The organism is Pelagibius litoralis, from assembly GCF_011683915.1.
Lineage (GTDB): Bacteria > Pseudomonadota > Alphaproteobacteria > Kiloniellales > Kiloniellaceae > Pelagibius > Pelagibius litoralis.
This window is the reverse complement of the sequence record NZ_JAAQPH010000003.1, coordinates 35,684-62,583: the sequence shown is the minus strand read 5'-3', so window position 1 is coordinate 62,583 and position 26,900 is coordinate 35,684. Positions and strand designations below refer to the sequence as shown.

The window sequence follows — 26,900 nt, the reverse complement described above, 5'->3', positions numbered from 1 at the left end:
CCGTCAGGACCGCATGACCGCGATGCTTCTTCTGAAGCGGGCGGCTGCGAAGGCAAAGAACAGGCTGCCGATCACCGTCACGAGGGCAAACTGCGGCCAGACGATATCGATGCCGGCGCCGCGGTAGAGAATAGCCTGCGCAAAGCTGACGAAATGGGTCGAGGGCACGGCCTGCATGATCGCCTGCAGCAGCGCCGGCTGGCTTTCGATCGGCGTCTCGCCGCCGGACAGCAGGTTCATCGGCAGGAAGACCATCATGAACAAGAGGCCAAACTGGGGCATCGAACGCGCGATGGTGGCGAGAAAGATGCCCAGTGCCGTGGCGAAGAACAGATAGAGCCCCGTTCCGGCGAGAAAGAGCGCTTTTGAACCGGCGATCGGCACCTGCAGCAGTGTTTCGACCACCAGCCATAGCGACAGGCCGGAAGCGAAGAGAATGACCAGGCCGTTTGCCCAGACCTTGGCCACCATGATTTCGATCGGGGTCAGCGGCATGACCAGCAGGTGTTCGATGGTGCCGTGCTCGCGCTCCCGGATTAAGGCGGCGCCGGTCAGAACGATGGCCAGCATGGTGACGTTGTTGATGATCTCCGTGACACTGGTGAACCAGGCGCTGGTTATGTTCGGATTGAAGGCGTAGCGCGCCTTCAGTTCAACGGGATAAGCCGTCGTAGGGGTTCCCAGGAAGGTGTTGATCTCCTGCGCCAGGATATTGGTGATATAGCCGTCGCCGATGCCCGCCTGCATCATGGCCGTGGCGTCGATGTTGACCTGCAGCGCCGGCCGGCGCCCGGCCAGGACATCGGCCTGGAAGCCGTGGGGGATCACCAGCACGAAGGTGTAGCGTCCGGAATCCATGCCGGGATCGATTTCCCTGAAGGAAATCAACTTCGGTTCCTTGAAGTAGGGCGGCAGGAAAGCCTCGCGAAAGCGCGCCGAGAGTTGGGAGCGATCTTCGTCGACGATGGCGATGGCGCCGTTTTTCAGCTCATGGGACATCCCGGTGGCGGCGGTGTAGACGGCGAAGGAGAAGGCCCAGACGATGAGCGCAAGCAGTACTGTATCGCGCCGCAGGCTGAACAGCTCTTTGACGCCGAGGCGGTAGATGTTCTCGAGACGCCGCATGGTCAGCGCTCCTGTTTGTTCAGCAACAGCATGCTGAGGATCGTCAGGATGGGTATGAACGCGGCCAGGGCCAGGAAATCTCGATAGAGATCGGCAAAACCGAGCGCCTTGGTGAAGGTCCCGACGCTGATGGTCATGAAGTAACCGGTCGGAAAGCCTTGCCCGATGACGGCTGCACTGCCGTCGAGTGAGGCGACCGGCTGCATCATGCCGGAGAACATGACCGCCGGCACCGTGGTTGCGATGGCCGTGGCGAACAGAGCGGCGATCTGGGTCTTGGTGAAGGAGGAGATGAACAGGCCGAGCCCGGTCGTCGCCGTCACGTAGAGGAGGGCGCCGAAGCTTAGCGCGAGGAAACTGCCGCTCACCGGAACGCCGAACAGAAAGACCGCCAGCGCGCACATCAGGAAGAAGTTGATCATCCCCAGGGCGATGTAGGGAAGTTGCTTGCCGAACAGGAACTCCAGCCGACTGACCGGCGTCACATAGAGGTTGGTGATCGATCCCAGTTCCTTCTCCCGCACCACGCCCAGGGCCATCAGGATCGCCGGGATGAAGACCAGCATCAGGGCGATGACCGTGGGCACCATGGCAAAGAGGCTCTTGAAGTCCTGGTTATAGCGGTAGCGGGACTCGATCTCTGCCGGCAGAAAGACCGGGTCTTCGCCATGGTTTCGCCGCGAAAGCTCTATCAGATAGTGTTGATGCAGGCCTTCCAGGTATCCGCGTGTCGTCTCTGCCGCGAAGGGCATGGAACCGTCGATCCAGGCGGCGACCTCCGGCGTTCGGCCTTGCAGCAGGTCCTTGCCGAAGCCGGGCGGTATCTCGATCGCCAGTGCGATCTCGCCGCTTTTGAGACGATGATCCATTTCGCGGTGAGTCGCGAGCGCCGGTTGCTCCAAGAAATATCGGGAGCCGGCAAGCCCCTCGAGATAGCTGCGGCTCTCGGGCGTCCGGTCGCGGTCAAGCACGGCGTAGGTCAGGTCTTCGACGTCGAAGCTGATACCGTACCCAAAGACGAGCATGAGGAAGGCGGTCCCAAGCAGCGCGACGGTCAATCGGATCGGATCGCGCAGCAGCTCCATGGATTCCCGAAGGCTGTAGGCGAGAAGTCGGCGCGAACTGAACCATTGCGTGGTGCTCTGCGATGGGTTGTGGGTCCGGGACGGCGGCACCGCGGGGCGGTGTTTGGCATCGGCGGCGGTCCGACCGTTTGTCTGTTGCCCACTTGCCTCTTGCCCGGTTGCCTTTTGGAGGTAGGCGATAAAAGCTTCTTCCAGCGTTTCCGCGCCGCACTGTCTCACCAGCGCTGCAGGTGTATCGCTGGCCAGCACCTGCCCGGCATGCATCAGCGAGATCCGGTCGCAGCGCATCGCCTCGTTCATGAAATGGGTCGAGATGAAGATCGTAACGCCCTGATTGCGCGACAGGTCGATCAGAAGTTCCCAGAAGCTGTCGCGGGCAATCGGATCGACCCCGGAGGTCGGCTCGTCCAGGATAAGCATCTCCGGCTCGTGAATAGTGGCCACCGCAAGGGACAGGCGCTGGCGAACGCCCAGGGGCAAGGTTGCCGCCAGGACCTCGGCATAGACGGTGAGTCCGAAGCGTTCGAGCAGTTCTTCGATCCGCCCGGGGATGCTCTGGCGCGGCAGGTGGAACAGTCTGGCGTGTAGATCAAGATTTTGCTGTACGGTGAGTTCGGCATAGAGCGAGAAGGCCTGGGACATATACCCGACCCGCTTGCGGGTTTCGAGGTCGTGGGCCTTGGTTTCCTCGCCGAAAAGCCAGGCCTTGCCCTCGGAGGCCGGCAGCAATCCGGTCAGGACTTTCATGGTCGTGGTTTTGCCGCAGCCGTTGGAGCCCAGGAAGCCGAAGATCTCCCCCCTTTCGATCTCGAAGCTGACCCGGTCGACGGCCGTGAAGTCGCCGAAGCGGCGCGTCAATCCTTCGGCAACGATGGCGGGGGGCCCGCCGTGATCCCGGCTTGGCTGGATCGTCAGATTCCGATGTCCGCGCCGCTCATCCTCCGGCAAGAGCGCAATAAAGGCCTCTTCAAGGGTTTCTGCGCCCACCCTGGCCTTGATCTGCGCCGGACTGCCGGTCGCGAGGATCGCGCCGTCGTTCATGGCGACCAGGAAATCGAAGCGCTCGGCTTCGTCCATATAGGCGGTGGCGACGAGCACGCCCATGTCGGGCCTTTGCCGTCGAATGCGGTCGATCAGGTCCCAGAACTGACGGCGCGACAGCGGGTCGACGCCGGTCGTCGGCTCGTCGAGGATCAGAAGGTCCGGATCGTGGATCAGCGCGCAGCATAGCCCGAGCTTCTGCTTCATACCGCCCGACAGCTTCCCCGCCGGCCTGTCGGGGAAGGGATCGAGGCCGGTGCTTCTCAGCAGGTCCGTGATGCGTTCGTGGCGTTCTTTCCGGTCCTGGCCGAACAGGCGTCCGAAGAACTCCAGGTTCTCGAACACCGTCAGATCCATGTAGAGGTTCTTGCCCAGTCCCTGCGGCATATAGGCGATCCGCGGACAAACGCGGCGTCGGTGCCGCGGGTCGGCCATGTCGCCGCCCAGCGCCGTTACCGCGCCGCTTTGTATCTTTCGCGCCCCGGCGACCAGCGCCAGCAAGGTCGATTTGCCGACGCCGTCCGGGCCGATAAAGCCCACCGTCCGGCCCGCCGGCAGGTCAAGTGCGACCCGGTCGAGGGCCACAGTGTCGCCGTAACGATGGCGCAGGGCTTCCAGCCGAACCGCAGGTGCCGGCTCTGCCGTCATCGCCCCGGCCGTCATTGCCCCGGCGCCGGGGGCAGCCTTACGCCGAGGTGGGCCGGCCAGTCGACATCGGAACCGAGCAGGACGTATGCCTCGCCCGGCAGGCCGGTCTTCACCTTCTCGACATGGGCGCGCAGAAGCGCAGGATCGATCTTGACCTTGACGCGGAACATGAGCTTCTCGCGTTCGCTGCGGGTCTCCACTTCTCGCGGCGTGAACTGCGCGTTGGCGGCGACGAAGGAAACCTTTGCCGGAATGACGAATTCGGGCACCGCATCCAGAATAATGCGCGCCTGCGAACCGACGAAGACGCGTCCGACCTGGGATGTTGGAAGGAAGATCGTCATATATACATCGCTCAGGTCCAGCAGCGTGACGACCTTTCCGCCGTCAGCCAGAACCTCCCCGGGCTCTGCAAGCCGGTATTGAATCCGGCCTTCGCGCGGCGCCTTCAGAACCGAATCGTCGATCTGGGCCTCTATCCGCCGTGCTTCCGCCGCTGCGGATTCCACGGCGCGCTGAGTGCTGAACAGGCGGGCGCCGGCGGCGTCGAGAACCGCCCTGGCGGTGTCTCTCTCTGTTTGACGCCGCTCGAGATGCTCTTTGGAAACATGGCCCTTCTGGACGAGAAAAATCGCGCGCCCCAGTTCCTGTTCGGCAAAACTGAGCTCACTCTCGCGTTGGGCGATCTGGGCCCGCGCCTCGGCGACCGCTTCCTGAGCCTGGGCGATATCCGCCTTTGCCCTCGCGAAGCTTGCGTCCAGTTCAGCTGTGTCCATACGCGCCAGAACGTCGCCCGCATCCACCATATCACCTTCGCGGGCGAGGACCTCGGAAACCCGGCCGGCATACTTGGCGGCGACATGAACTTCTTCAGCTTCGATACGGCCATTGCCGGTCGCGATATGTGCCGGCAGTTGATTGTTCTGCTGCTGCCACCAGTAGTAGGCGCCCGCCGCCGCGCCGACAGCGAGAACGCAAACAACGAGGATGGTTCGGAGTCTCATCATCATCACTTTTCGGGCTACTGCAGCCGGATCCGGAGTCGTCAAAGATCTTTTGTTACGACAGGCCAAACGGCCCCACGCCTCGGAAAGTACCGAGGCGAGGACACAAGGAAAGGAGACGGCATCAGCGCTCTGACGGATCGCTCCCCAGGTAGCTCACCGCGCTCTCCGGCCCTGTCCCGTCTCGTAGATCGGACAATGAAAGCGCAGCACAGAGGAGCAGCGTGAAGCACAAGGTTTCTTGTCTCACAAACCGTCAACCCGCTGTATGACCTAAATCAAGCCTTTGCTGGCCCAGCGATACGCATTCTGAGCCAATAAGGCCGAACCTGCCAAGGAAAGTTGGACAGTCCGGGCGCGAGAGAGGTTCTGCGCCCGGACCCATACCTGTTGTCGAAAAATCAGAAGGTGAACAGTTTTGTATCTTCCGCCAGAAGCGCGGCTGCGATCGCCGGCGGCTTGGCGACCCCGACGCCGGCGATCAGGTCTGCCGGCGACTTGCCTTCATTGGGCAGATAAATGGCACAGACCTGTGGTTTCACACCCATGTCGATGAGTGTCGTGAGCATTCCCTGAGGTGTCACATCGCGCGGCTTCAGAACCGTTTGCGGGGCGTCCTTCAACGCGATATCGCCCCCCGGGCCGCATAGCAGCATTTGTACTTCTGCGCCTTGCTTGAGGGCCTGGATGGAAAGCACCATGGCCATGCCCTGGGTTTGCGGCTCCGGTGAGGTGACTACGACAAAAAGGCTTGGCTGCTCTTCGCTGGCGGCCGCCATGCCGGCGCCGAAGGCGGTGATCACCGCCGCTGCGAGAACCAAGAGCAATCGTTTCATTCAGTTTTCTCCTTTGTCTGGATGAGTTTCTGTTTATTCGGCGAGGTACATCTTTTCCCTGTTGAGGCCGTAGCCCCATGGCAACCCGGCGTTCTTCCATCCGTCCTTCAGGCGCCAGTTCTTTCTGGGTCCTTCCTTGACCGTGCTGCCTTCGAAGCCGTCGACCACGACATAGACCTGCTTGTATCCCTTGCCCCAAAGCGCCACGGCGGAGGGGGCGCCGCGCGTACCGCCGGAGCGGCACATGAGGATCACCGGTGTTTCCTTCGTCAGACCCCTGTCCGCGAGCGCCCGGGCGATCAGTGGCTCGAAGGCCGGGTTCTTCTCCATCGCAAAGTTCGGCTTGGAGGGGTGCCACTTGCCGCGATTGGCGATGAGAAACGGCACATTGACGTCGACGGCATCGGTGAAGCCGGTGAACATGATTTCGATGGGGTCGCGCACGTCGACGAAGAGAACCTGATCGCCGTTCTGCATTTTCATTTCATAGGCACCCTTGGCGTCGAGATAGAGATGCCAGGGGGTCTGTTTCTTCGGGTCCTGCGGTTCGGGGGCCGCTGTCGCGGAGATCGGCAGCGCCAGGGCCAAGACCAGGGCGAAGGCCAGGACCAGCGCGAGGGAGAGCTTTCCCAACGCCTGTTGCCGGCGCTGACGGCCCTGCGCCCCTCGTGGTGTTATCGCGGCGGTCATGCGGCAAGATCCTTTTTGCAGAAATACCAATCGGTGCAGTCGTAACCCTGGGCGGCCCGCTTCTCGGCCTCTTCCGTGGTGGCGGGTGGCGGGACGATCACTTTTCCCCCCCGGCGCCAGTTTTCCGGCGTCGCGACAGCGTGCTCGTCACTGGTTTGGAGCGCCTCGAGCAGGCGGAGGAACTCGTCGACCGAACGGCCGTTGCTCATGGGGTAGTAGACCATGGCCCGGAGCTTGCCTTCCGGGTCGATCAGGAAGGTTGCGCGAACCGCCGAGGTATCGCTGGCGCCCGGCTGGATCATGCCGTAGGCAGCCGCCACTTTCATCGAAAGGTCCTCGATGATGGGAAAGGAAATCTCGACACCGAACTTTTCCTTGATGTTCCGGACCCAGGCGATATGCGCGAAGTTGCTGTCGATCGAAAGCCCGAGCAGATCACAGTCAAGGGCCTGAAACCTGTCGTGGGCTTTGGCGAAGGCGATGAATTCGGTGGTACAGACCGGCGTGAAGTCGGCCGGATGCGAGAAGAGGATCAGCCATCGGCCTTTGTAGTCTTCCAGCTTCCTCGGGCCGGCGGTGGTCTTCGCCTCGAAATTCGGGGCCGGCTTGTTCAACTGCGGCATCATGGACCGCATTTCTGTCTGTTCTGTTTCCATCGGTGCTGTCCTTCCAGGGATTGACTGCGGCTGTCTTGCCGGGGGGCGTCCAGCCAACGGGGCGCAACCTACCTCCTGGCGCGCTGACTATCGGTGACAAGGTCACCGTTCTTTATCAGCGATGCGGTGGTACCATCCCGACGATCAATTTCATGACTTAGATCAAGGTCCGGCTGTCTCACATGTGTACACTGCATCACATCCACCGCTTCCAATGCAGAACCGTTCCGCTGCGTCGTCATGTCGCGATGCCTTGAGACACCGGGATGGAAATTGTCCGACCCTGCTGACCGGCCCGCCGACGCGGAGCGATTGGGCAATACGGACGCTTGAAAAGAGGGAGCGGCCGCCGCGACGCGGCGGTTCGAACTGAAGAGGAGCCCTCTCTTGGTGAGCGATTCGCCCAAACCTGCACCGCGCTTCAAGTTCCCGACCGCCTATACAATCCTCTTTGGATTGATCGTCATCGTCGCCGGGCTCACCTGGATCGTTCCCGCCGGGGAGTATGACCAGGTTTTCAATGAAACATTGGGTAAGGAAGTGCCGGTTCCGGGCACTTACAAGGAAGTTGCGCCGAACCCGCAAGGTTTCGGTGCCGTCATCCTGGCCCCCATCGCCGGGTTCTATGATCCGGTCAGCTATGAAGCCAATGCCATTGACGTGGCGCTCTTCGTGCTGGTGCTTGGCGGGTTCATCGGCGTCGTCGCCAAAACCGGAGCGATCAGCGCCGGTATCACCGGCACCATGAGAGCGCTTAGGGGGCGGGAAAAGTGGATGATCCCGATCCTCATGTCACTCTTTGCCGCCGGCGGCACGACCTACGGCATGGCTGAGGAAACCCTGGCCTTCTACACCATCGTCATCCCCATCATGATTGCGGCCGGTTACGACACCATGACCGGTGTCGCGATCATACTGATCGGTGCGGCGATGGGTGTGTTGGGGTCGACCGTGAACGCTTTTGCCACGGTCATCGCCGCCGATGCGGCGGGCATTCCCTTCACCGAGGGGATCGTTCTGCGTCTGGTCATCCTCGGCGTCGGCTGGCTGATCTGCGTTGCCTATGTCATGCGCTACGCCGAAAGGGTCCGGCGCGATCCCTCCAAGTCGATCGTGGCCGACCGCAAAGAGGCCAATGAGGTGCATTTCCTGAAGGGTGGAAGCGCCTCGGAAGCCGTCGAGTTTACGCTTAGACGAAAAATCATCCTGCTTATCTTCGCGGGCACCTTCGCCGTCATGGTCTGGGGCGTTGCGGCCGGCGGTTGGTGGATGGCGGAGATGTCGGGCCTTTTCCTGGTCTCGGCGATCCTTGTCGGCGTGATCGACCGCCTGGGCGAGGAGGGTTTTACGACGGCCTTTGTGGAGGGTGCCAAGGAACTGCTCGGTGTCGCGCTCATTATCGGGGTCGCCCGCGGCATCGTTGTCGTGATGGACGCCGGACATCTGACTGACACGATCCTTTTCCATTCCGCCCAGGCCATGGACGGTCTGTCACCTGTTGTTTTCATCAACACGATGTACTGGCTTGAAGTGGCGCTGTCGTTCTTCGTGCCGTCGTCGTCCGGCCTGGCGGTCCTGACCATGCCGATCATGGCACCGCTTGCCGACTTTGCCGGCGTCGGCCGCGATCTCGTGGTCACCGCCTATCAGTCGGCCAACGGCCTGGTGAATTTCTTCAACCCGACCTTTGCCGTCGTCATGGGCGCCCTGGCCATCGGCCGCATACCCTATGAGCGCTGGCTCCGCTTCGTGTTGCCGCTCTGTGGAGTCCTCACGGTCATGATCATGGCGACACTCAGCCTTGGGGTCGCGATCGGATGAAAGGTGGAAATGGACATCGAGATACAAGCGTGATCGCAGATTATGGTGTTCATTCCGAAGTGGGGAAGCTGCGCAAAGTCCTGGTTTGTCAGCCGGGCAAAGCCCATGAGCGCCTGACCCCGGAGAACTGCCAGGAGCTGCTCTTCGACGATGTCTTCTGGGTCCAGCAGGCCAAGACCGATCACTACGACTTCCGCTCCAAGATGGAGGAGCGCGGGGTCGACGTCCTGGAGATGCATGAGCTGCTCGCGGCGACCATGGCCATCCCCGAAGCGCGGGCCTGGGTCCTCGACCGCAAGATCACCGAGAACCAGGTCGGGGTTGGCCTCCGTGCCGAACTACGCGCCTGGCTCGGCGAGGTGCCGGCCAAAGAGCTGGCCGACTACCTGATCGGCGGCATCGCCGCCGGTGAACTGCCGTTTGATCCGAAAGGAATGTTCGGCCGCTATCTTGGCCCGAACGGCTTCGTGTTGCCGCCTCTGCCGAACACCATCTTTACACGGGATACGACCTGCTGGATTTATGGCGGCGTGACGGTCAACCCGATGTTCTGGCCGGCCCGGCGGCAGGAGACGCTGCTGACCACCGCGATCTACAAATTCCATCCCGCGTTTCAGGAAACGGCGTTGAAGGTCTGGTGGGGCGATCCGGATGTCGATCACGGGTTGGCGACGCTTGAAGGCGGGGACGTCATGCCCATTGGTGCGGGCGCCGTCCTCATCGGCATGGGGGAACGCACGACACCCCAGGCCGTCGGTCAGGTCGCGCGGTCGTTGTTCAACCATGGCGCCGCGCAGCGGGTTGTCGCCTGCCAGATGCCGCGATCCCGAGCGGCGATGCATCTGGATACCGTGTTCTCGTTCTGCGACCGTGATCTGGCGACCGCCTATAAGGCGGTCTGCGACGAGATCGTCTGCTACAGCCTGAGACCGGGTGACAAGGCAGGCGAGATCGACTTCCGCCGGGAGAAACAACACCTTTTCACCGTCGTCGCGGGCTGTTTGGGCATCGATGAGCTGCGGGTTATCTTCACCGGCGGCGACGCCTATGAGCGCGAGCGTGAACAGTGGGACGACGGCAACAACGTCGTCGCGCTCGAACCCGGCGTGGTCATCGCCTACGCCCGCAACACCTACACGAACACCCAACTGCGCAAGGCCGGGGTCGAGGTCATTACGATCCGCGGGTCGGAGCTCGGCCGCGGTCGCGGCGGCGGCCACTGTCTGACTTGCCCGCTGCTGCGCGATCCGGCCTGAAACGATTGTTCACCCTTCTCCACGGGAAGGGCGCTTTGAATTGCTTCATGGAGAGAGCCCATGCCGATCAATCTGAGGGGGCGGAGTTTTCTCACTCTGCTCGACTTTACGCCGGATGAGATCCGCTATCTGCTTCGCTTGGCCGGCGATCTCAAGGCCGCGAAAGCCGCCGGCTACGAACAGCGGCGCCTGAACGGCAAGAACATCGCCCTCATTTTCGAGAAGGCGTCGACCCGCACCCGCACCGGCTTCGAGGTGGCGGCCTATGATCAGGGGGCCCAGGTCACCTATCTCGGCCCCTCGGGCAGCCACATCGGCCACAAGGAGACCATGAAGGATACCGCCCGGGTACTGGGCCGCATCTATGATGGCATCGAATACCGGGGCTTTGGCCAGTCGAACGCCGAGGATCTGGCGCACTTCGCCGGCGTCCCGGTTTGGAACGGCCTTACCGACAGCTTCCATCCGACCCAGATTCTCGCCGATTTCCTGACGATGCGCGAGTTCACGCATAAACATCTCTCCGATGTCAGCTTCTGCTTCCTGGGCGATGCCGGCAGCAATATGGGCGATTCGCTGATGATCGGCGCCGCCAAGCTAGGCATGCATATCCGGATGGCCGCGCCTGAGACGCTGTGGCCGAACCGGGATCTGATAGAGCGCTGCCAGGCCCTGGCGGAGAAAACCCGGGCGCAGATCACGCTGACGGAGGATGTCGAAGAAGCCGTCCAGGGCTGCGACTACGTCTACACCGATGTCTGGCTCTCCATGGGCGAGCCGGCGGATCTCTGGCGTCAGCGGATCGAACTTCTCAAGCCCTATCAGGTGACCCAAGAGGTCATGGAGATGACCGGCAATCGTCACGCCAAGTTCATGCACTGCCTGCCGGCCTTCCACAATGCGGAGACTGTCGTGGGCAAAGAGATCCGGGACGACTACGGCCTTGATGCCATGGAAGTGACCGAAGAGGTCTTCGAGTCCGAGCGCTCCATCGTCTTCGATCAGGCGGAGAACCGCATGCACACCATCAAGGCCGTCCTGGTCGCGACGATCGGGGCCTGAGCCATGCGCATCGTCATCGCCCTCGGCGGCAATGCGCTGCTGCGCCGCGGCCAGGCCCTGACGGCCGAAAACCAGCGCGCGAATGTTCGCGCTGCGGCAGCGGCGATGGCGCCGCTGGCGGGCGAGCACGCACTTGTCATTTCTCACGGTAACGGCCCGCAGGTCGGTCTGCTTGCCCTGCAGGGGGCCGCCTACAAGCCGGACGAGGCCTATCCGCTGGACGTTCTGGGGGCGCAGACCGAAGGCATGATCGGCTACATGATCGAGCAGGAGATGGCCAACCTGCTGCCCGACGAAATGTCCTTCGCAACCATGTTGACGATGATCGAGGTGGACCCAGAAGACCCTGCCTTCGAAAACCCGACCAAGTTCATCGGCCCGGTCTATGGGGCGGCTGAGGCGCGCAAGCTCGCCGAAGAAAAGAACTGGTCGATCAAGCCGGACGGTGACAACTGGCGCCGTGTCGTCGCCTCACCCCAGCCCAAGCGGATCTTCGACATCCGGCCGATCCGCTGGCTACTGGAACAGCGGACAATCGTCATCTGCGCCGGTGGCGGCGGTATTCCCACGGTCTATGACGCGGACCGCAAGCTGACCGGTGCCGAGGCGGTGATCGACAAGGACCTTGCCAGTGAGTTGTTGGCCCGTGAGCTTGAGGCCGATTTCTTCGTCATGGCGACGGACGTGGACGCCGCCTATGTCGGCTGGGGCGGGCCCGAGGCTCGGGCGATCAAGCAGGCGACGCCCAAGGCCCTCCGGGCCTATGACTTTCCCGCCGGCTCCATGGGGCCGAAGGTCGAGGCAGCCTGCCGTTTCGCCGAGCGCACGGGAAAGACCGCGGCGATCGGGGCTCTGGCCGATCTCGCCCAGATTATCCAGGGAACCGCGGGAACGACAGTGACCCAGGAAGCCGGCGACCTCGCCTGGCACGGGCCTGCGGGTGGCGCTGGCAGGCAGGTGGTTGTTGATTGACCTCTCGCGGTGTGCGGTGAGGCGATAGAGGAGATCGAAGACATGGGCGTTCGAAAGCTTGGTCGATTTGCCGCACTTTGCGGGACGTTTATTCTGGCTCTGGGACTCACGCTTGGATCGGTGGGTGCCCAGGTTTCGGATGTTGGGGTGTCGACGGATGACCGTGTCAAAGCGCTGGAAGAGCAATTGAATCTGATGATGCAACAGATGCAGGCGGTCCAGCGTGAACTGGCGGAGACCCGTGCCGACGTCGAGCGCGCGCGCACCGCCGCCCGGGCGGCGCAGGAACAGGCCGGTACGGTGAAGCAGGCGCAGGATGCAGCGGCACCGGATCAGGCGAGCGAACAGGCAACCGTAACCTCGGGCCAACCCAGGGTGAAGCTGGCCATCTCCGGCCAGGTGAACCGCGCCGTCAACGTGGTGAACGACGGCAATGAGACGGATGCCTTCTTCGTCGACAACGACACGTCGAATTCGCGGATCCGCTTCGTGGGAACCGGCGATCTGGGCGAGGGCACGACCCTGGGCACCCGGATAGAGATTGCCGTGTCGCCGAACAATTCCTTTGACGTCAGCCAGGACGACGAGGATTCCGGCGATTTCTTTGACCAGAGAAAGGTCGAGATCTTTGCGCGCAACGATGACTACGGCCAGTTCTCTCTCGGCAAGGGAAACACAGCTTCCGAAGACACGGCGGAATATGACCTGTCGTTGGTCGCCGGTCCGATCATGTATTCGGGTGTTTCCGATATTGTCGGCGGTTTGCAGTTCACCGACGGTGACAGCCTGACCGGGATCACGCTGGGCGATGCCTTCTTCAACTTCGACGGCAACGGCCGGAAAAACCGGGTTCTCTATGATTCTCCGGTCTTCGGCCCGGGCGTTCAGTTCTCCGCCTCGGCGGCCTCCGATGATCGTTTTGACCTGGCGGCGACCTGGGGTGGGAACTACGGGGATTGGACCGGTGTCGAGATCGGTGATTTCCTGACTCTTGGCGCTGTTGCCATCTCCGACCCCAACGTCGACGACGTCGACTATCGGCTCAACGGCTCTGCGTCGGTGCTGCACATGCCGACTGGCCTCAGTCTGACGTTCTCCGGAGGGATGGACGAAGCTGATGAAGACAATCCCTACAACCTCTATGCCAAGCTGGGTTGGGACACCGAGTTCTTCAGCTTCGGGCCCACCGGTTTCGGCGTCGACTTTACCCACAGCGAGAATGTCTGTGCCGACTGTGATGAGGGCCGCTCCGCCGGTATCGCCGCGGTGCAGGTCGTGGAAGACTGGGGGCTGGAACTCTACTCGCAGCTGCGTTGGTTTTCGCTGGATACCGAAGCGGGCGTGCCGGACACCGATGATGTGTTCGCCTTCACGCTCGGCAGCCGGGCGAAGTTCTGATGGCGCGCTTCTGGATTGTCCCGGCGGCGCTTGCATTAGGCCTTGCCGTGACCGCTTGCAGCGGTGTCACCATGAAGCCGGGCGATCAACTGCGCAACAACCGCGAGATTCGTCCGGGCCCCGGGTTCCTCACCGGTCCCGAGGGCGAGTTCGTCATATTCCGTGTGGAAGGCGAGGAAGCGGCGGCACAGGCAGATCCGCAGGCAGGGTCCGAAAACCATACAGCATCGGAGTGAGGTGACCGTAAGCCGTTTCGGCAGAGATGGGGTTGCCGTTTGCTGCCGTCAGAACAGGCGGGTCAGGTGATTCAGGATACCTTCGCGCAGATTGTCCATATGGGTCTTCATGGCGCTCTGCGCACGCTCAGGATCGCCGGAAACGATGCCGTCGATGATGGCGATGTGTTCATGACAGCCGGGCTCAAAGCGTTCGGGGATGCTGCCCTTGTCGAAGATGCGTGTTTTCAGCTTCAGGTCCGAGATCAGGGTCTCGAGAAGCCGGGAGCCCGACATGATCGCAATGCGCTCGTGAAGTTCATCGTCGGCGGCAAGATGGGCCGCCGCGTCGGGACGCTCCCCGGACAGGAAGGCTTCGAACACGCCGCGCAGTTTCAACAAGGCGTCGCGGCCCGACGCGCCGGCGGCCTGTCGCGCGGCCTCGACTTCCAGAAGACGGCGGACATGAAGGATTTCGACGATTTCATCGGTGGAGATGCGATGGACCACCGGGGTGCCGCCTTCGGGACGGCGCACAAGCCCCTCGCTGGTGAGCCGGCCGATCGCCTCACGGACCGGCGTCCGCGATATGCCCAGACGCGTGGCGCAGTCGTTTTCCAGAACGCGTGCACCCGCTGAGAGTTCACCGTTGACGATCATCTGGCGCAACCGCTGATAGGCGGTGTCGCCAAGGCTCGCCCGAGGCAGCTTCGTCCTCATACCGCACCCCTCGCCCTATGGAACCCGTGACTGACAGTCTGCATAAACCTTGTATACGCTGACGCCTGACTTCCGCAATCTATATCTAAGCAAACGAGATCGCGATGTCGATCTGTGAGGGGATCTAATCCGTAGAGCTCGGTTTGTGGTGATTTGGGCATCGGTCACGGCAATAGGTTTTTGCAACCTGAAGTTCCATAACTATCTAAAATAATTGAATTTATTTTCCAGGCGTCCAGCCTGCCGCTGCAGGAAAGCGGGCCGCCGCATCACCGGGTCGCCCAGCGCGCGCCAGTCGCATCAAGCGAATCCATTTGACATACATCCTGTATACGCTGGAGTATCGGTTGCCTGAATTCATGCCGGTTGCGGTGACGACCGGCCTTTGGGGGCAAGTGTCGATGAGCGAAGACGCTGCAGATCCTAAGCGTCCAGATGAAGGGCGGCTGGAACTTGCGATCACGTTTCTCTATTACCGCGACCTTCCGGCGGCGATGCGCTTCTACGAAGAGGTGATAGGTTTCACCCTGGCCATAGACCAGGGCTGGTCGAAAATCTACCGGATGACCGGGCAGGCGCATGTCGGCCTGGTCGATGAGAGTCGCGGGATGCACCGCGCGCACGATGTAAAGCCGGTGCAACTGTGCATTCGCGTGCCGGATGTCGACGCCTGGCACGCCTATCTCTCGGCCCTGGGCATCGAGAGCCTGGGCAAGGTTTCGTCGAGCGAGCAGCTTGGCATCAGGGCCTTCGTTCTCGACGATCCCGAGGGCTATCAGATCGAAGTGCAGTCCGCTCTGACATGAGCGCAGTCAGAAAACCTCAATAACAAAGTGTCATTCAACACGGGAGATAAAGAGATGTCTGTATTGCCAAGGGGCCGGTCGATCCGGGGACTTCTGGCTGGTGCCTGCACGGTGGCGGTGCTGCTGCCCGGCGCGGTGCTGGCGGAAGGAAAGTCGGTCACCATCGGACTGACCGCCGACCCGAGCCATCTTTACCCGCTTGCGGGCGAGGAACTGTCCTCGAACATCATGTACTATCATCTCTACGATCCCCTGGTGAAGCGCAGCGCCGATCTGTCGTTCGGCCCCGGCCTGGCGGAAAGCTGGGAAGTGGTGGACGACACCACCTGGCGCTTCAAGCTGCGCGAGGGCGTGACCTTCCATAACGGCAATGCCCTGACGGCCGACGACGTGGTCTTCACGGTGGAACATGCCAGGAAGTCGATCCGGCCGGATCTGGTGGCGAATATTGCCTCGGCCACGGCGATCGACGACCTGACCGTCGAACTGAAGACGCCTCAACCCTACGCCGTGCTGGCCATGGATCTGGCCGAACTGCTGATCCTGGACCGGGAATACACCAGCGCCACCGGCGACGAGCAGATGGACCTGAAGCCGGTAGGGACCGGTCCCTACAAGCTGGGCGAATGGATCAAGGAAGAGAAACTGGTTCTGGAAGCCTTTGACGGCTACTGGGCCGGCAAGGCCGGGATCGACACGGTGACCTTCCGTCCGATCACCAACCCCGCCACCCGCACAGCCGCCTTGCTGACCGGTGAAGTCGACGTGATCCAGGATCTCGCGGTGCGCGACGTGGAACGGGTCAAGCGGGACGGAGACTTCAAGGTCCTGACACGGCCGAGCCTGCTGAACGTGGTTCTCGCGATGGATACGCGGTCGAAATCCCCGACCATCGACCTCGACAAGAATCCGTTGACCGACCAGCGGGTGCGCGAAGCGATCGCAAGGTCGATCGATGTGGATGCCATCAACAAGATCGTGATGAACGGCCTGGCCACGCCCAGCGACCAATACGTGCCGTCCTCGCACATCGGCTATGTGGACGGGGCGAGCTTTCGCGAGATGTATCCCCATGACGTGGAGAAAGGCCTGGCGCTGATGGCCGAGGCGGGTTTTGCGGACGGCTTCACCATGACGCTTGACGCGACCAACAATCGCTACGTCAACGATGCCCAGATCGCCCAGGCCCTGGCCTCCATGCTGGCCAAGATCAAGGTCGATCTGAAACTCAACATCATGCCGAAGTCGAATTTCTGGGGCTACATCCGGGTTCCGACGGAGCAGTCGAGCTTCATCATGAGCGGTTGGGATGTTCCCTCGGGCGATGCCGGCTCCATGTACGGTGCGCTGTTCTATTCGCGCGACAAAAAGGAAGGCTACGGCCAGGTCAACCGGGGCAGCTACTCCAACCCGGAAGTCGATGCGCTGATCGACAAGGCGGACAGCACATCGAAGATCGAGGAACGGGACGGCTATCTCCAGCAGGCGACGAAGATCCTGCTGAAGGATATTCCGATGGTTCCGGTTCACTACGAACAGGATATCTACGCCGTGCGCAACGGCGTGACCCTGGAGCCGCGGGTGGATAAGTTCCTCTGGGCCTATGAAATGGACGTCAATTAAACGTATCCGAAGTCTAACGCGACATGGCGCTCCATCGGGGGCGCCGTGCCCGTTCCCGCAGACCCTTAACCTGTAGCGTCGTGTCGTCCCGATGATCGGTTATCTGCTGAAACGCTTGATCCAGATGACCATCGTTCTTTGGATCGTCTCGGTCATCGTCTTCCTGATGATGAGCTTCACCGGCGACCCCGTCTTTATGGTGGTGCCGATTGATGCGACCGACGCAGAGATCGCCCAGGCCCGCCGCATACTGGGCCTCGATCAATCGCTGTTCGTCCAGTACGCGAAATTTCTGGCCAGCCTTGTCGAGGGTGACTTCGGGCGTTCCTACGTGTTTCGCCAGCCGGCGCTTGATCTGATCCTGGAGCGTATGCCCGCCACCGTCGAGATGGTGGCGGTGGCGATGGTCCTCGCGGTTGCCGTCTCTATCCCGCTGGGCGTCTATGCCGGCGCCCATCCGGAAAGCCGGATCAGCAGGATCATCATGGCCGGCTCGCTGCTCGGCATATCGCTGCCCGGCTTCTGGGTCGGGATGATGCTGATCTATCTGCTGGCGGTGCAGTGGGGCCTGTTTCCCTCGTCCGGGCGCGGCGATACCGTCGCGTTCCTGGGCATGCGTCTCAGCCTGCTGACCGCCGACGGCTGGCAGCACATTATCCTGCCGGCGTTCACACTGTCGCTGGCGACCATGGCGATCATTCTGCGCATCACCCGCGCCGGGATGATGGAGGTGGGACGCCAGGACTACATGAAATTCGCCCGCGCCAAGGGCGCTGCGCCGCGCGACGTTCTCTACCGCCACGGGCTGAAGAATGCGCTGATCCCGGTGGTGACGATCTTCGGGCTGCAGCTCGGCGACCTGATCGCTTTTGCCACGATTACCGAGACGATCTTTTCCTGGCCGGGGATGGGCAAGCTGTTGATCGACTCGATCTATCGCGCCGACCGGCCGGTTATCGTGGTCTATCTGATGCTGGTGGCGCTGATCTTCGTGGTCATCAATTTCCTGGTCGATCTGCTCTATACGCTGATCGATCCCCGCATCACGTTGAAATGAGGCGCCGGATGCAGGGTTTTCTAAAGTCGGAATTCTTCTTCAACTACCGCCGTAGCGCCTCGGCGATTATCGGCAGCGCGCTGATGCTGCTGTTCGCCGTCTACGTAGCCTTCGGGCCCTGGCTGGTGGCGCAGAACCCCCATGACATCGCGTCGTTGGAACTGCTGGACAGTTTCAAGCCGCCGGCCTGGCTGCCCGGTGGCGATCCGCGCTATCCGCTGGGCACCGACGGGCAGGGCCGCGACATGCTGGCCAGCATCGTCTATGGCGCACGCATCTCTGTCATGATCGGCGTGGTGGCGATGCTGTGTTCCTGCTTCATCGGCACGGCGCTCGGTCTGCTTGCCGGGTTCTACCGTGGCGCGGTCGACTCCTTCATCATGCGGGTTGCCGATATCCAGCTTTCCTTCCCCTCGATCCTCATTGCCCTGTTCCTGATGTCCGCCGTGGGCACCGGTATCGACAAGGTGTTGATCGCCCTGACGGCGGTCGGCTGGGTGGTCTATGCCCGCACCGTGCGCGGCTCGACCCTCAGCGAGATCGAGAAAGAATATGTTCAGGCGGCGCGTGTCGCCGGATTGCCCGACCGCAAGATCATCCTGAAGCACGTCCTGCCGAACGTGCTGACCCCGCTGATCGTCATTGCCACCATCCAGGTCGGCACCTTCGTGCTGATCGAGGCGTCGCTCAGCTTTCTCGGCGTCGGCGTGCCGATCACCCAGCCCTCGCTCGGCCTGCTGGTGAAGAACGGTTTTGACGTGCTGTTCAGCGGCCTTTGGTGGACCTCGGCCTTTCCCGGCCTGGCGATCATGATTCTGGTCTTCGGCATAAATCTGTTTGGCGACTTCCTGCGCGACGAACTGAATCCGAGGCTGAAATGAGCGCCGCCGGCCAACCCCTGCTGGATGTGCGTGGGCTTGAGACCCGCTTCTACACCTTCGCGGGCGTGGTGAACGCGGTCGATGGCGTCAGCTTCACGGTGGGGCGCGGCGAAATTCTGGGTCTGGTCGGCGAAAGCGGCGGCGGCAAGTCGGTGATCGGCTTCTCGATCCTCGGCCTGATCGACAGCCCGGGAAAAGTTGACGGTGGAGAGATCCTCTTCGACGGCGATGACTTGGCCGGAAAGTCCGAAAGCGAGCTACAGCGCATTCGCGGCCGCGAGATCGCCATGGTGTTCCAGGACCCGATGACTTCGCTGAACCCGCTGCAGACCATCGGGCAACAGATGGACGAGATGCTGCGGCTGCACAGCGACCTGGACGGCCGGGCGCGGCGGGCGCGCTGCATCGAGATGCTGAACGATGTCGGCATTTCCGAAGCCGAGCGCCGCCTGAAGAACTATCCGCACCAGTTCTCCGGCGGCATGCGCCAGCGCGTCGTCATTGCCATTGCGATGATCGCCGGGCCGCGCCTCATCATCGCCGATGAGCCGACCACTGCGCTGGATGTGACGATCCAATCGCAGATCCTGAAGCTGATGCGCCGCCAGGTGCGTGAGCGCGATGCCTCGATGATCCTCATCACCCACGACCTGGCCGTTGTCTCGCAGATGGCCGATCAGATTGTCGTGCTTTATTGCGGCCGCGTGGTGGAACAGGGTCCGAAAGAGGCGCTGATCCGCAAGCCGGCGCATCCCTATACGCAAGGGCTGCTCGGCTCGATCCCCAAGCTGCATGGCCGTCAGGCGCGGCTGACCCAGATCCCCGGCGCGGTGCCCGATGTGCGCAACCTGCCCAAGGGCTGCAACTTCCGGGAACGCTGTCCCTTCGCGCAGGCCCGCTGCGCGGAGGAGGAGCCGCAGCAGCGCGCCCTCGGGGCGGGGCGCTCGGTTGCTTGCCACTTTCCTCTGGAAGAGGGGACCGAAGCATGACGGCTTTTCTCGAAGTCGAGAACCTTGAGCAGCGGTTCGATGTCAGTGGTGGTCCGCTGGATCGCCTGCGCTTCGAAAACGGCCTGCCGACCATGGCGCGGCGCATCGTTCACGCGGTCAACGGCGTCAGCTTCACCATTCAGCGCGGCGAGGTTCTGGGGCTGGTCGGCGAAAGCGGATGCGGCAAGTCCACCGTCGCCAAGACCATCGCCCGCATCTATCGCCCGACCGGCGGTGCGATCCGGATCGATGGCGAGGATATCTCGCAGCACGATTATCGCCGCATGCTGCCGGTGCGGCGCAAGCTGCAGATGATCTTCCAGGACCCCTTTGCCTCACTCAACCCGCGCCAGAGGGTGCGCAACATCATCATGGAGCCGATGCTCCAGCACGCCGAGCCCGGCGACAAGACGGTGGAGAAGCGGGCGCTGGAACTGCTCGACCGTGTCGGGCTGCGCCCGGAGCATGGCGACCGCTATCCCCACCAGTTCTCCGGTGGCCAGCGCCAGCGGATCGGCATTGCCAGGGCGCTTTCGGTAAACCCCCAACTGGTGATCGCGGACGAGCCCGTCTCGGCACTGGACGTTTCGATCCAGGCGCAGATCCTCAACCTGATGATGGATCTGCGCGACGAGTTCGGCCTGTCCTACCTCTTCATCACCCACGATCTCTCCGTGGTGCGCCATATCAGCGACCGCATCGGCGTCATGTATCTCGGCTTCATGGTTGAAACCGCGCCCCGCGACGCGCTCTTCGATGCGCCGCAGCATCCCTACACCCGGGCACTGCTGTCCGCCGCGCCCGCCATCGACCCGGACCCCGACGCCGAGGAGGAGATCGAGCTGACGGGGGAGGTGCCCAACGCCTTTGACTTGCCGAGCGGCTGTTGTTTTCGCACCCGCTGTCCTTTCGCCTTCGAGCGCTGCGCGCAGGAGCGGCCGGTACTGAAGGAGGCTGCGAGCGGCCATCAGGTCGCCTGCCACCTGCTGGACGAGGATTCCCGATGAGTTATACGCGGATCGCGCAGGCCCGGCTGAGCCTGGATGACCCCCATAACTGCACCGACGTGAACGACACGCTGACGGTGCTGGAGGCGCTTTACGATGCCCTGGTGCGGCGCGGTGAAACGGAAGGTTTCGCGCCGGGGCTGGCGAGCGCCTGGGAGGTCGCGGATAAGGGGCGTTCTTGGCTGTTTCATCTGCGCGAAGGGGTGCGCTTCCATGACGGATCGCCGCTCGACGCCGGTGCGGTCATCGCCTCGCTGGCGCGTATGGCGCGGCCCGATATGGGGGTGACGCTCGGTGCGCCGGGCGTCTATTCGCAGTACCTGACCGGGGCCAACTTCGAAGCGCCGACACCCTCCAGCGTCCGCATCGTGCTGGCGGAGCCGATGGCCGATCTTCTCGATCTGCTGGTCTATGGCTACATCGTCGCGCCCTCGGTGCTCGACGATCCGCTGGCCCGGCCCTGCGGCACCGGGCCCTACATCTTCGAGCGCGCGGGCGACGGCTATTTCCGGGCGCGTGCCAATCCCGATCACTTTGGCGGCCCGCCCGCCCATGAAGGGATCGAATGGCGGCGCGTTTCCGCGGCGAAGGATCGTCTCGCGGCGCTGGAGGGCGGCGATACCGAGGTGGCCAACACGCTACCTTTCGGCGTCGAGCCCACAGGAGCGACGGCTCAGACCTACCTGTCGCCGACGACCATCATCTATCTGTTCAACGCGGCGGCGGGCCCACTGCGCGACGGCCGTATTCGCCGCGCGCTCAATCTGGCGCTGGATCGTGATGCTTTGATTGCCGATGTGCTGGGCGGGGCCGGCGCCGCGTTGCACGGGTTTCTCAGCCCGGCCCATAGCGGTTACGTGGCCGAGGGCCAGCCAGCGCCTCGCCCCGACGAAGCGCGTGCCCTGCTCAGGGAGGCCGGGGTCGAGCGCGGGCTGATGCTCGACGTCGATTGTCCGACCAGCCTGCCCAACGAGGCCGAAGCCCTGACCGCCGCCATCGCGGCGCAGCTGGCATCCTTCGGCGTCGTCCTGAATGTGAAGATTCATGAAGACCGTGAAGCCTATGCTCATCGCGTTCGGCGCAGCGAAATCGCCGATATGTGCGTGTTTGATTCCAGTCCCCTCAGCACCTTCCGGGTGCTTTGCGAGAAGATCGATTCGCGCGTTCAGGGCTCCTGGTGGCTGGGCTATGCCAACCCGGCGGTCGAGAGGCTGATCGATAGCGCCCGGGTCATGATCGATGATGCCGCGCGGGCGGAGATCTTTCGTGAGTGTCACCAGCTGCTCAGCGACGACCCGCCCTGGCTTTTTGTCTACAACCATCTGCGCAGGGTGGCGCTGAGAGGTGCACATCCGGACTGGCGGACGCGCCGCGACGGCGTGCTGGACGTGCGGAGCCTGCCCCGCTTCGGAGCCTCCACCGATGGCTGACCTGATCGTCTTCGGTGGCACCGTGATCCCCATGGATCCCGCCCGCCGGATCATCGAAGACGGAGCGGTGGCGATCGCCGGCGACCGCGTGGTGGCCGTGGGATCGACGGCCGAGGTTCTGGCTGCACACCCGGCGCCGCGTAAAATCGATGCGGCGCGCAAGCTTGTGCTGCCCGGGTTGATCGACGTCCATGCCCACGCCGGCCACGGGCTCATTAAGTCCATGGGGGCGAACCGGCCCGGCGCCTGGGAGGAACTCTGCGGGGAAGTCTATACCACCGCCTCGACGCCCGCCTTCTGGCGCGCCGAGGCCGAGCTGGCGGCGCTGGAGCGGCTGCGCTTCGGCGTCACCACAGGCGTTTCCCTGCTGGGCGGTGGCGATACGGTCATGCGCTCCGACGATCCGGCCCATGCGGCGGCGCACTGCGAGGGCGTGCTGGCGGTCGGCATCCGCGCTGTGCTGGCCATCGGCCCGACACGCCCGCCGCATCCGCGTCTCTATGCCGACTGGAACGGCGATGAACGCTACGATAAACAGATCGATTTCGAAACCCAGCTCGCCACCTCGGCGCGTGTGGTCGCGGATTGGCACGGCAGCCATGAGGGCCGCATCGCCATCGCCCTGCTGACCCCCGTGCTGCGCGACGAGCATGTCGGTGAGCTCGGGCCTGCGCTGTTAGGCGAGGCAATGGAGCAGACCCGTCGGGTGCGCCGCCTGTCGCGCGACACCGGGACGGTCTTCACCCAGGACGGCCATTGGCGCGGCTCGGTCGTCAGGGCCCAGGAAATGGGGATTCTCGGGCCCGATGCCCTGTTGAGTCACGCCATCGATCTCAGCGAGACGGAGATCGCGCTCTGCGCCGAAACCGATACCCGGATCGCCCACAACCCCAGCGCCATCGCCTCGGTGATGGGCCGCTGTCCCGTGACCGAGTTGATGGCGGCCGGGGTTACCGTCGCGCTGGGGTCCGACGCCACCGCGCCGGATCGTTCGGCGGATATGTTTCGGCACATGCAGCAATGCATGCACTATCATCGCACCCACTTTCGCGATCCCGACATTCTGCCGCCGGGCCAGGTACTGGCGATGGCAACCATCGATGCCGCCCGCGCCCTGGGCATGGAAAGCGAGATCGGTTCCCTGGAACCGGGTAAGAAAGCGGACCTGATCTTGCTCGACCTGGCGCGCCCGCATCTTTATCCGCTTAACATGCCTGCCTACCGCGCTGTCTGTTTCGCCAACGGCAATGACGTTCACAGCGTTGTCGTCAACGGCGAGGTGGTTCTGGAGAATCGCCGTGCGGCGAAGGTCGACGAGACAGCGGTCCTCGAAGCCGCGCAGCTTGAATGCGAACGGATGATCGCGCGGACCGGCGCACACGACCTGCTCGGCATGCCGGCTGACTTCTTCGGCGCCCGCCAATCCTTGCAGGATAGCTGATCGATGACGCTGCTAAGTCCCATAGCATGAGGAAACGTTAAAATGACCGAGTTCACGGAAGCCGCGCGGGGCGTCTACGTCATCGCGCCGACGCCTTTCACCAAGGACGGGGCGGTGGACATGGAGAGCACCGACCGTATGGTCGATTTCTTCCTTGAACGGGGCGCGGACGGGCTCACTGTGCTCGGCATGATGGGTGAGGCCCCGAAGCTGACCCTTGAAGAGTCCCGCGCCTTCGTGCAGCGGATTCTTGAGCGGGTGAAGGAACGGGTTCCGGTGATTGTCGGTGTTTCCGCCCCGGGCTTTGCCCAGATGGGGGCGCTCAGCGAGATGGTTATGGGCGACGGCGCCACCGGGGTGATGGTCGCACCGCCCTCATCGCTGCGCTCGGACGACCAGATTCTGGGATACTACCGCCAGGTCGCCGAAACGCTGGGCGATGCGACACCCTTCGTGCTGCAGGATTTTCCCCTTGTCACCAATGTCGTGGTGCCGGTCCCGGTGATCCTGAACATCGTGAAGGAGCTGCCGAGCTGTGTCTGCTTGAAGCACGAGGACTGGCCGGGCCTGGCCAAGATCGCCGCCCTGCGCGCAGCAAGTGACGGCGGCGCACGGCGCATCTCCATCCTCTGCGGCAACGGCGGGCTGTTCCTGCCCGAGGAACTGGCGCGCGGGGCGGATGGCGCCATGACCGGCTTCGCCTATCCGGAAATGATGATCGAGGTCTGCCGCCTGCATACCGCAGGAGAGGAGCAGCGCGCCCGCGATGTCTTCGATGCCTACCTGCCGCTCGCCCGCTATGAACAGCAGCCCGGGCTGGGCCTTGCCCTGCGCAAATATACGCTGGCGAAACGCGGCATTATCGCTGAGCCCAAGCTGCGGCGTCCCGGGCCCAGCCTGAGCGCCGCCGATATCGCCGACCTGGAAAGCCTGATCGCCCGCCAGACAGCGCGGCTGAACGAGATCGCCTGACGGATCTCGGTCCGCTCAGGAAAAACGCTGAAAGAGCAGCAGGTTTCAAAATCTTAGGGGAGCTTCCGCGGCTGCCCGCGCAGCAATGGCGGTTGCGGCGGTTGGCGCCTTGCGTCGATGCGGGTTAGGCTGTCCGCCTGTTCCTCATCCTCGTCTGTTCCCCAACGGAGTAAGGCGCATGAAATCGATGTCCCCCGCCGCATCCCCTGCCGTCGCGTCCCCCATCGCCGTATTCGCGCTTCTCGGCTTCGCCCTCATCGCCGCTGGAGCTGCCGAAGCGGCCGACAAGGTGAAGCTGCGGCTGATGGAAACCGCCGACATCCACATGCATATCGTGGACTACGATTACTATCGTGACAGCCAGTCCGATACCGTCGGGCTGGCCAAGGTATCCAGCCTGGTGAAGGCCGCCCGTGCGGAGGTGAAGAACAGTCTGTTCTTCGATAACGGCGACCTGATCCAGGGCAATCCCCTGGGCGATTACATGGCCCAGCGCCGCGGCCTCAAAGCGGGTGAGACCCATCCGATCTACAAGGCCATGAACCTGCTGGACTACGACGCCGGCAACATCGGCAATCACGAGTTCAACTACGGCCTCGACTTCCTGATGAAGACGATCGCCGGCGCCGACTTCCCCTACACACTTTCCAATGTCTATCTGCTGGACGATGACAGCGATCCGGATAACGACAAGCCCCTCTTCACGCCCTATCTGATCCTGGACCGGGAACTGGAAGCCGAAGGCGGCGCCCGTCACGCCATCAAGGTCGGCGTCATCGGTTTCACGCCACCGCAGATCATGCTCTGGGACAAAACCAACCTGGAGGGCAGGCTGCGGGTCGAAGACATTGTCGACTCTGCCGAGAAGTACATTCCGCAAATGCGGGCGGCCGGGGCCGATATCGTTGTTGCCTTGCCCCATTCCTCGATCTCGCCCAACCCGCGCAAGGCCATGGCGGAGAATGCCGTCTACCACCTGACCGAAGTGGAGGGGATCGACGCCATCCTTTTCGGACATGGGCATTCCGAGTTTCCCTCCGCCAAGTTCGAAGGCTTTCCGAATGCCGATCTCGCTAAAGGCACCGTCAACGGCGTGCCCGCCGTGATGCCCGGATTCTGGGGCTCCCATCTCGGCGTTGTCGATCTCGATCTCGAAGTGGCCGATGGCCGCTGGAGCGTGGTCGATGGCCGGGGCTCGCTGCGCGCCATTTACAAACGCGAGGGCCGCAAGCGCATTCCCCTGGTCGAGGCCGACAAGGCGATCGTCGATGCGGTGCGCGAAGAACATCAGGCGACCATCGACTATATGAACGAAGGCGTGGGGGAGACCACGGCGGCGATCAACTCCTACTTCGCCCTGGTCGCGGACGACCCCTCCATACAGATCGTGACCAACGCCCAGAAATGGTACGTCGAAAAGATCGTTCAGGGGACGGAATACGAAGGCATTCCGATCCTTTCCGCCGGCGCCCCCTTCAAGGCCGGCGGGCGCCAGGGTGCCGATTACTACACGGTTCTGGAGCCGGGCGATATCGCCCTGAAGAATGTGGCCGACCTCTATATCTATCCCAACACCCTGCGTGTCGTGAAGCTGAACGGGACCGAGGTGCGCGAGTGGCTGGAGATGTCCGCCGGACAGTTCAACCGGATCGATCCGACCGCCGCCGGGGAGCAGGAACTGGTGAACACCAGCTTTCCGTCCTACAACTTCGATGTCATCGACGGTGTGACCTACCAGATCGATGTCACCAAGCCGGCGCGCTATAACAAGGACGGCGAGATTGTATCGCAGGACCACCGCATCGTCGGGCTGACCTTCGAAGACAAACCGGTGACGGAGGAGATGGAATTCCTTGTCGCCACCAACAACTACCGTGCCGGGGGTGGTGGCAACTTCCCAGGGCTGGACGGCGCCTCCATCATCATTGAAGCCCCGGACGAGAACCGCACGGTCCTTGCCAACTACATCTTCGACCAGAAGGCCATCAATCCGGCGGCGGACAACAACTGGTCCTTCGCGCCCCTCGGCGGCGAGGCCAAGGTGACCTTCACCTCCAGCCCGGCTGCCCGGGAGGCTGCCGAAGAACTGGGCTTTACCCTGCTGGGCGACGCCGAAGGGGGCTTTGCCATCTACGTCATCGACCTGGAATAAACCGGTGGCGGAG

General features: G+C 62.8%; 23 protein-coding genes. 16 read left to right on the top strand and 7 right to left on the bottom strand.

Going from position 1 to position 26,900, the window contains the following annotated elements; genetic code table 11:
* Positions 1-3: 3 nt before the first annotated feature.
* The 6 genes from HBA54_RS04585 to HBA54_RS04560 form a co-directional block, all read right to left on the bottom strand.
* Positions 4-1,125 carry an ABC transporter permease gene (locus tag HBA54_RS04585; RefSeq protein ID WP_167221863.1) on the bottom strand — a complete coding sequence of 374 codons (1,122 nt, stop codon included), beginning with the start codon at positions 1,123-1,125 and terminating at the stop codon, positions 4-6.
* Positions 1,126-1,127: 2 nt separating this feature from the next.
* Positions 1,128-3,914 carry a ribosome-associated ATPase/putative transporter RbbA gene (gene rbbA, locus HBA54_RS04580; RefSeq protein ID WP_322095975.1) on the bottom strand — a complete coding sequence of 929 codons (2,787 nt, stop codon included), beginning with the start codon at positions 3,912-3,914 and terminating at the stop codon, positions 1,128-1,130.
* Entirely contained in the window at positions 3,911-4,906 is a 996-nt protein-coding gene (locus tag HBA54_RS04575; RefSeq protein ID WP_167222365.1) for an HlyD family secretion protein, read from the bottom strand. The genes rbbA and HBA54_RS04575 overlap by 4 nt, the downstream gene beginning before the upstream one ends.
* A 398-nt stretch (positions 4,907-5,304) precedes the next feature.
* Positions 5,305-5,739, bottom strand: coding sequence for a DsrE family protein (locus tag HBA54_RS04570; RefSeq protein ID WP_167221861.1), 435 nt, complete (start codon positions 5,737-5,739; stop codon positions 5,305-5,307).
* Between the two features lie 33 nt (positions 5,740-5,772).
* Entirely contained in the window at positions 5,773-6,429 is a 657-nt protein-coding gene (locus HBA54_RS04565) for a rhodanese-like domain-containing protein (protein ID WP_205944416.1), read from the bottom strand.
* Positions 6,426-7,085: a peroxiredoxin gene (locus HBA54_RS04560; RefSeq protein WP_167221859.1), complete on the bottom strand. Its 660-nt coding sequence runs from the start codon at positions 7,083-7,085 to the stop codon at positions 6,426-6,428. The genes HBA54_RS04565 and HBA54_RS04560 overlap by 4 nt, the downstream gene beginning before the upstream one ends.
* Positions 7,086-7,475: 390 nt before the next feature.
* On the opposite strand from HBA54_RS04560, the gene HBA54_RS04555 reads away from it, so the two are divergent.
* The 6 genes from HBA54_RS04555 to HBA54_RS04530 are packed head-to-tail and all read left to right on the top strand — an operon-like array spanning position 7,476 to position 13,830.
* On the top strand, positions 7,476-8,906 hold the full coding sequence (locus HBA54_RS04555) for a YfcC family protein (RefSeq protein ID WP_205944415.1): 1,431 nt from the start codon (positions 7,476-7,478) through the stop codon (positions 8,904-8,906).
* 29 nt (positions 8,907-8,935) lie between these two features.
* Positions 8,936-10,162: an arginine deiminase gene (arcA, locus tag HBA54_RS04550; protein ID WP_322095974.1), complete on the top strand. Its 1,227-nt coding sequence runs from the start codon at positions 8,936-8,938 to the stop codon at positions 10,160-10,162.
* Between the two features lie 60 nt (positions 10,163-10,222).
* The gene (gene argF / locus HBA54_RS04545; RefSeq protein WP_167221855.1) at positions 10,223-11,224 is read left to right on the top strand and encodes an ornithine carbamoyltransferase; all 1,002 of its coding nucleotides are present in this window, start codon (positions 10,223-10,225) and stop codon (positions 11,222-11,224) included.
* Between the two features lie 3 nt (positions 11,225-11,227).
* On the top strand, positions 11,228-12,196 hold the full coding sequence (gene arcC / locus HBA54_RS04540; protein WP_167221853.1) for a carbamate kinase: 969 nt from the start codon (positions 11,228-11,230) through the stop codon (positions 12,194-12,196).
* A gap of 42 nt (positions 12,197-12,238) precedes the next feature.
* Positions 12,239-13,594, top strand: coding sequence for a porin (locus HBA54_RS04535; RefSeq protein ID WP_167221851.1), 1,356 nt, complete (start codon positions 12,239-12,241; stop codon positions 13,592-13,594).
* On the top strand, positions 13,594-13,830 hold the full coding sequence (locus tag HBA54_RS04530; protein WP_167221849.1) for a hypothetical protein: 237 nt from the start codon (positions 13,594-13,596) through the stop codon (positions 13,828-13,830). Before HBA54_RS04535 ends, HBA54_RS04530 begins: the two co-directional genes overlap by 1 nt.
* Positions 13,831-13,878: 48 nt before the next feature.
* On the opposite strand, the gene HBA54_RS04525 is transcribed toward HBA54_RS04530, so the two are convergent.
* Positions 13,879-14,529, bottom strand: coding sequence for a GntR family transcriptional regulator (locus tag HBA54_RS04525; protein WP_167221847.1), 651 nt, complete (start codon positions 14,527-14,529; stop codon positions 13,879-13,881).
* 347 nt (positions 14,530-14,876) lie between these two features.
* Here HBA54_RS04525 and HBA54_RS04520 point away from each other — a divergent pair, with 347 nt between their 5' ends.
* From HBA54_RS04520 to HBA54_RS04475, 10 genes are all read left to right on the top strand, one after another.
* Positions 14,877-15,335, top strand: coding sequence for a VOC family protein (locus HBA54_RS04520; RefSeq protein ID WP_205944413.1), 459 nt, complete (start codon positions 14,877-14,879; stop codon positions 15,333-15,335).
* Positions 15,336-15,389: 54 nt separating this feature from the next.
* Positions 15,390-16,958: an ABC transporter substrate-binding protein gene (locus HBA54_RS04515; RefSeq protein WP_167221845.1), complete on the top strand. Its 1,569-nt coding sequence runs from the start codon at positions 15,390-15,392 to the stop codon at positions 16,956-16,958.
* Between the two features lie 91 nt (positions 16,959-17,049).
* Positions 17,050-18,015, top strand: a complete 966-nt coding sequence (locus HBA54_RS04510) for an ABC transporter permease (protein WP_167221843.1) — start codon at positions 17,050-17,052, stop codon at positions 18,013-18,015.
* A gap of 8 nt (positions 18,016-18,023) precedes the next feature.
* A complete protein-coding gene (locus HBA54_RS04505) occupies positions 18,024-18,896 on the top strand; it encodes an ABC transporter permease (RefSeq protein WP_167221841.1) in 873 nt (290 codons plus the stop codon).
* Positions 18,893-19,885: an ABC transporter ATP-binding protein gene (locus HBA54_RS04500; protein WP_167221839.1), complete on the top strand. Its 993-nt coding sequence runs from the start codon at positions 18,893-18,895 to the stop codon at positions 19,883-19,885. Before HBA54_RS04505 ends, HBA54_RS04500 begins: the two co-directional genes overlap by 4 nt.
* Positions 19,882-20,892, top strand: coding sequence for an ABC transporter ATP-binding protein (locus HBA54_RS04495; RefSeq protein WP_167221837.1), 1,011 nt, complete (start codon positions 19,882-19,884; stop codon positions 20,890-20,892). Before HBA54_RS04500 ends, HBA54_RS04495 begins: the two co-directional genes overlap by 4 nt.
* Complete coding sequence (locus tag HBA54_RS04490; protein ID WP_167221835.1) at positions 20,889-22,322, top strand: ABC transporter substrate-binding protein; 1,434 nt, start codon at positions 20,889-20,891, stop codon at positions 22,320-22,322. Before HBA54_RS04495 ends, HBA54_RS04490 begins: the two co-directional genes overlap by 4 nt.
* Positions 22,315-23,763, top strand: coding sequence for an amidohydrolase family protein (locus HBA54_RS04485; protein ID WP_167221833.1), 1,449 nt, complete (start codon positions 22,315-22,317; stop codon positions 23,761-23,763). The genes HBA54_RS04490 and HBA54_RS04485 overlap by 8 nt, the downstream gene beginning before the upstream one ends.
* 42 nt (positions 23,764-23,805) lie before the next feature.
* A complete protein-coding gene (locus HBA54_RS04480) occupies positions 23,806-24,735 on the top strand; it encodes a dihydrodipicolinate synthase family protein (protein ID WP_167221831.1) in 930 nt (309 codons plus the stop codon).
* Between the two features lie 178 nt (positions 24,736-24,913).
* The gene (locus HBA54_RS04475; protein WP_205944412.1) at positions 24,914-26,887 is read left to right on the top strand and encodes a bifunctional 2',3'-cyclic-nucleotide 2'-phosphodiesterase/3'-nucleotidase; all 1,974 of its coding nucleotides are present in this window, start codon (positions 24,914-24,916) and stop codon (positions 26,885-26,887) included.
* The last annotated feature ends 13 nt before the right edge of the window (positions 26,888-26,900 follow it).

Excerpts from the sequence above, each read along its gene's own strand:
- HBA54_RS04515 (WP_167221845.1), top strand. The coding sequence starts at position 15,390 with ATGTCTGTATTGCCAAGGGGCCGGTCGATCCGGGGACTTCTGGCTGGT.
- HBA54_RS04585 (WP_167221863.1), bottom strand. The coding sequence starts at position 1,125 with ATGCGGCGTCTCGAGAACATCTACCGCCTCGGCGTCAAAGAGCTGTTC.
- HBA54_RS04490 (WP_167221835.1), top strand. The coding sequence starts at position 20,889 with ATGAGTTATACGCGGATCGCGCAGGCCCGGCTGAGCCTGGATGACCCC.
- HBA54_RS04525 (WP_167221847.1), bottom strand. The coding sequence starts at position 14,529 with ATGAGGACGAAGCTGCCTCGGGCGAGCCTTGGCGACACCGCCTATCAG.
- HBA54_RS04535 (WP_167221851.1), top strand. The coding sequence starts at position 12,239 with ATGGGCGTTCGAAAGCTTGGTCGATTTGCCGCACTTTGCGGGACGTTT.
- HBA54_RS04565 (WP_205944416.1), bottom strand. The coding sequence starts at position 6,429 with ATGACCGCCGCGATAACACCACGAGGGGCGCAGGGCCGTCAGCGCCGG.
- HBA54_RS04495 (WP_167221837.1), top strand. The coding sequence starts at position 19,882 with ATGACGGCTTTTCTCGAAGTCGAGAACCTTGAGCAGCGGTTCGATGTC.
- HBA54_RS04475 (WP_205944412.1), top strand. The coding sequence starts at position 24,914 with ATGAAATCGATGTCCCCCGCCGCATCCCCTGCCGTCGCGTCCCCCATC.
- HBA54_RS04510 (WP_167221843.1), top strand. The coding sequence starts at position 17,050 with ATGATCGGTTATCTGCTGAAACGCTTGATCCAGATGACCATCGTTCTT.
- HBA54_RS04485 (WP_167221833.1), top strand. The coding sequence starts at position 22,315 with ATGGCTGACCTGATCGTCTTCGGTGGCACCGTGATCCCCATGGATCCC.
- argF (WP_167221855.1), top strand. The coding sequence starts at position 10,223 with ATGCCGATCAATCTGAGGGGGCGGAGTTTTCTCACTCTGCTCGACTTT.
- HBA54_RS04560 (WP_167221859.1), bottom strand. The coding sequence starts at position 7,085 with ATGGAAACAGAACAGACAGAAATGCGGTCCATGATGCCGCAGTTGAAC.
- HBA54_RS04505 (WP_167221841.1), top strand. The coding sequence starts at position 18,024 with ATGCAGGGTTTTCTAAAGTCGGAATTCTTCTTCAACTACCGCCGTAGC.
- HBA54_RS04530 (WP_167221849.1), top strand. The coding sequence starts at position 13,594 with ATGGCGCGCTTCTGGATTGTCCCGGCGGCGCTTGCATTAGGCCTTGCC.
- HBA54_RS04575 (WP_167222365.1), bottom strand. The coding sequence starts at position 4,906 with ATGATGAGACTCCGAACCATCCTCGTTGTTTGCGTTCTCGCTGTCGGC.
- HBA54_RS04500 (WP_167221839.1), top strand. The coding sequence starts at position 18,893 with ATGAGCGCCGCCGGCCAACCCCTGCTGGATGTGCGTGGGCTTGAGACC.
- rbbA (WP_322095975.1), bottom strand. The coding sequence starts at position 3,914 with ATGACGGCCGGGGCGATGACGGCAGAGCCGGCACCTGCGGTTCGGCTG.
- arcC (WP_167221853.1), top strand. The coding sequence starts at position 11,228 with ATGCGCATCGTCATCGCCCTCGGCGGCAATGCGCTGCTGCGCCGCGGC.
- HBA54_RS04570 (WP_167221861.1), bottom strand. The coding sequence starts at position 5,739 with ATGAAACGATTGCTCTTGGTTCTCGCAGCGGCGGTGATCACCGCCTTC.
- HBA54_RS04480 (WP_167221831.1), top strand. The coding sequence starts at position 23,806 with ATGACCGAGTTCACGGAAGCCGCGCGGGGCGTCTACGTCATCGCGCCG.